Here is a 3,228-nt window from a genome sequence, read left to right on the forward strand (position 1 = left end):
CATCAGGTTGATCGCGATTTGCCAATCCCAGTCCTCCAGCGACAGTTCACTGAAGAACCCGCCCGAGGCCACGCCGGCATTGTTGACGATGACATCGATACCGCCGAGTTTCTCTTCGCAGGCTTGGGCGAAGGCGGTCAACTGACTGTAGTCGCGCACATCGCAGCGCTGAATGAAGCCGTCACCGCCGGCTTCGCGCACCAACTTGAGGGTTTCCTGCAGACCGGGCTCACTGACATCCGACAAGGCCAGCTGCCAGCCTTCACGCGCCCAGCGCAGCGCGATTTCGCGACCCAGGCCTGAGCCCGCGCCAGTGATCATCATGCGATTTTGCATAGCAAACAGCCTTGTTGTTCCGGGGAAGATGCACCGAGTGTAGCGAAGGATAATGCGCGACCCACGCTCCATCAGAGTGCTGAATGGCCAGCGATGAACCACGGCGCGGTGCGGTTGTTTCAACTTCGAAACAGAGCAAAAGAAATAAACATACTTTCCAAAAACATTAAAAAAACTTGGAATTTTTCTTCATAGCCATGAGTCGGATTTTTTAAGCAGCTAGGATTAATACAAGTCCAGCTGATGGCTAAAACGCCAGGTCAAACCCACAACGCTTCCAACAAGGAAATAGACATGGGCACAATTCTTATCGTTATTCTTATCCTGTTGCTGATAGGCGGCCTGCCGGTCTTCCCGCACTCCAGAAGTTGGGGTTATGGCCCGTCCGGTATCATCGGCGTGGTGTTGGTGGTGCTGTTAATCCTATTGCTGCTTGGCAAGATATAGAGATTCTACCGGCAAAAAAAAGAGGCCCTGCGAAGGGCCTCTTTTGTATTCCGGAAAAACTTAGTCCGGTTTGCCGTCAACCACACCGGCGGTGTTGTCCAACAGGCTCTTGGTAGCCGTCTGGATGAACGACTCGAGCTTCTGCTTGAGCGCCGCTTCGTCAGCCGATGCCGGGATCACTTCACCTTTCGGGTTAGCGCCCAGTTCGTATTGATACAACCTTGGCGGCATCTCTTTAGGCAGTACCAGCACGCGGTCCGCGGTGAGCAAGGCGACCGTCTGATCGCTGCCCGACGGCTTGATCATGCCGAAACCCTTGTCACCTTCCGGCAGGTTCAGCAAGTCACGCCCCCAGCATTGATGGACCACATCGCCACCCACGCGGCCCATGATGGTCGGCACGATGTCGATCTGGGTGCCCACAGTGTGGTCGACCTGACCGAATTTTTCCTGTATGCCCGGCCCGATCATCAGCATCGGCACGTTGAAGCGGCCCAGGTCCATTTCGGTGATCTGTTGTTCATTGCCAAAACCGTGGTCGCCGACGATCACGAACAGGGTTTCCTTGAAGTACGGCTCTTTGCGAGCCTTTTCAAAGAACTGACCCAATGCCCAGTCGGAGTAGCGCATGGCGGTCAAGTGTTCGTTGAGGCTGCCACGATCGGTCACGCGCTCCACCGGCAATGGTGTCGGCAAGGCGTATGGCGTGTGGTTGGACAGGGTTTGCAGCAAGGCATAGAACGGTTTCTTGTCCTTGCCGTCGCGGGCTTTCAACTCTTCCAGGCCACGGTTGAACATGTCCTGGTCAGACACGCCCCAGGTCGGGTCGGAGAACACCGGGTTGACGAAGTCATTGCGCCCGATGAAGTTGGTCATGCCCTGGTTGCTGAAGAAGCCCGACTGGTTGTCCCAGGCGAAGTCGCCGTTATAAACATACACATCGTCGTAGCCACGAGTGCTGAGCAACTGTGGCAGGCCGGACAGTTTGTGGCTGCCTTCCGGGGTCTGCATCAGGTATTCGAAACCTGGCAGGTTCGGGAAGCAGGCCATGGTGGCGAACATACCTTGGTGGGTATGGGTGCCGTTGGAGAAGAAACGGTCGAACAACAGACCTTCTTTCGACAGTTTGTCGAAGGAAGGCGTGATCTCGCCCGGACGTCCCAGAGCGCCCACCGAGTGACCGGCGAAGCTTTCCATCAGGATCACCACGACGTTCTTGATCGGCAGTGTCTTGTTGGCGTCGGGGGTGTAGTTGCGACGCACCGCGGCGGTCTCCGGGTTCACCAGTTTGTCGCTCGGAGTCAGCAGCATATCGCGCACGGTCTGCTGGGCCAGAGGTTGTTCCAGTGTGGCTTTCCAGATGTTGTCGCGCTCTTCGGACATCCGGCTCTTGGCCGCGGCGATCAGCGACAGCGTGCCGTTGAGGCCCAACTGGTTGGCGAAATTCGAGTCGGTGGTGTAGACGTCACCCCAACGCAGCGGCGGGCCCTGGCGCAGGGTGCCACGCGCCGCGACCACACAGACCATCAGGCAGACCACGAACACCACGCCGCGCGCATACCACGGAGCGACCTGGCGCGTGCCGATGCTGCCACCGCTGAACGGCCCGCGAGGACGTGTGGCGCGGTCGGCGCCCTTGAACGCGAGGGTCAGAATCAACGTGCCCACACCCCAGGCCAACAGGTAGCGAACTACCGGAAAACCGTACCAGAGCATGCTCATCACGGTTTTCGGGTCTTCTTTCACATACTGGAAGACCAGGCCGTTGAGGCGCTGGTGGAACTCGCGGTAAAAGTCCATCTCCATCAGGCCGAGGAACAGCGCGATACTCGAGGCTACAGTCAACCAGAGCCGGAAGAACCCGCGGGCCGCCATGGCCCGGGCGCTGAACAGGGCCAGCAGCAGCGGAACGCTGAGGTAAACCACCAGGCGCAGGTCGAAACGCAAGCCATTGGCGAACGCTTCCAGGAAGGTCGAAGCCGGTGTGTCGAGGATCATCGAGCGGTTGTAGACCAGCAGCGCGACGCGCAGCAGGCTGAACATGACCATCATGATCAGGGCGCACAACAGCGTGTAGGCCAGATGCGATTTGACGGTCGGTTGCAGCAGGCGACTAGTAGCTCGCTGCTGATTCAGGGCGTCCGGGTTTGCCATGTCGTTTTAGGACCCATTGGAAGTTGAAGTTACAAAAATACAGTGGCGCCTTGCCCTCTGTTGGCCATCCTCGGCCCCGGGGCGTGCGCGGTGCGCAAATGTTGCACGATCAACCGCGGCATTGCCATTGATTACTGCCCGACAGCCAAACTGCCGCTCATAGCGGTCAGGGACAAGCGGCGTGGGCGCAAAGTTGCGGGGTTGATTCGTTGAGGCGAATTGTCTTGGAGAGATTGTGAAAATTTCGTTCAACGCATATCCGGAAACAAAATAACTCCCCTCCCCTGGTAG

Annotated in this window: 3 protein-coding genes; 1 reads left to right on the plus strand and 2 read right to left on the minus strand. The window is 57.9% G+C overall.

Going from position 1 to position 3,228, the window contains the following annotated elements; all coding sequences use genetic code 11:
* On the minus strand, nucleotides 1–336 hold a 336-nt coding region (locus tag AC1DLB_RS26030; RefSeq protein WP_477785913.1), incomplete at its 3' end, for an SDR family NAD(P)-dependent oxidoreductase.
* Nucleotides 337–624: 288 nt separating this feature from the next.
* On the opposite strand from AC1DLB_RS26030, the gene AC1DLB_RS26035 reads away from it, so the two are divergent.
* Nucleotides 625–783, plus strand: a complete 159-nt coding sequence (locus AC1DLB_RS26035) for a DUF3309 family protein (protein ID WP_172901242.1) — start codon at nucleotides 625–627, stop codon at nucleotides 781–783.
* 60 nt (nucleotides 784–843) lie between these two features.
* Here AC1DLB_RS26035 and AC1DLB_RS26040 read toward each other — a convergent pair whose 3' ends face one another.
* Nucleotides 844–2,937 (minus strand): LTA synthase family protein, encoded by a 2,094-nt coding sequence (locus AC1DLB_RS26040; protein WP_018929880.1) that lies wholly within the window; start codon nucleotides 2,935–2,937, stop codon nucleotides 844–846.
* Between the last annotated feature and the right edge of the window lie 291 nt (nucleotides 2,938–3,228).

The sequence above is a fragment of the Pseudomonas sp. 05N434 genome, from assembly GCF_056396965.1.

Coding starts and splice junctions, on each gene's coding strand:
- AC1DLB_RS26040 (WP_018929880.1), bottom strand. CDS start 2,937: ATGGCAAACCCGGACGCCCTGAATCAGCAGCGAGCTACTAGTCGCCTG.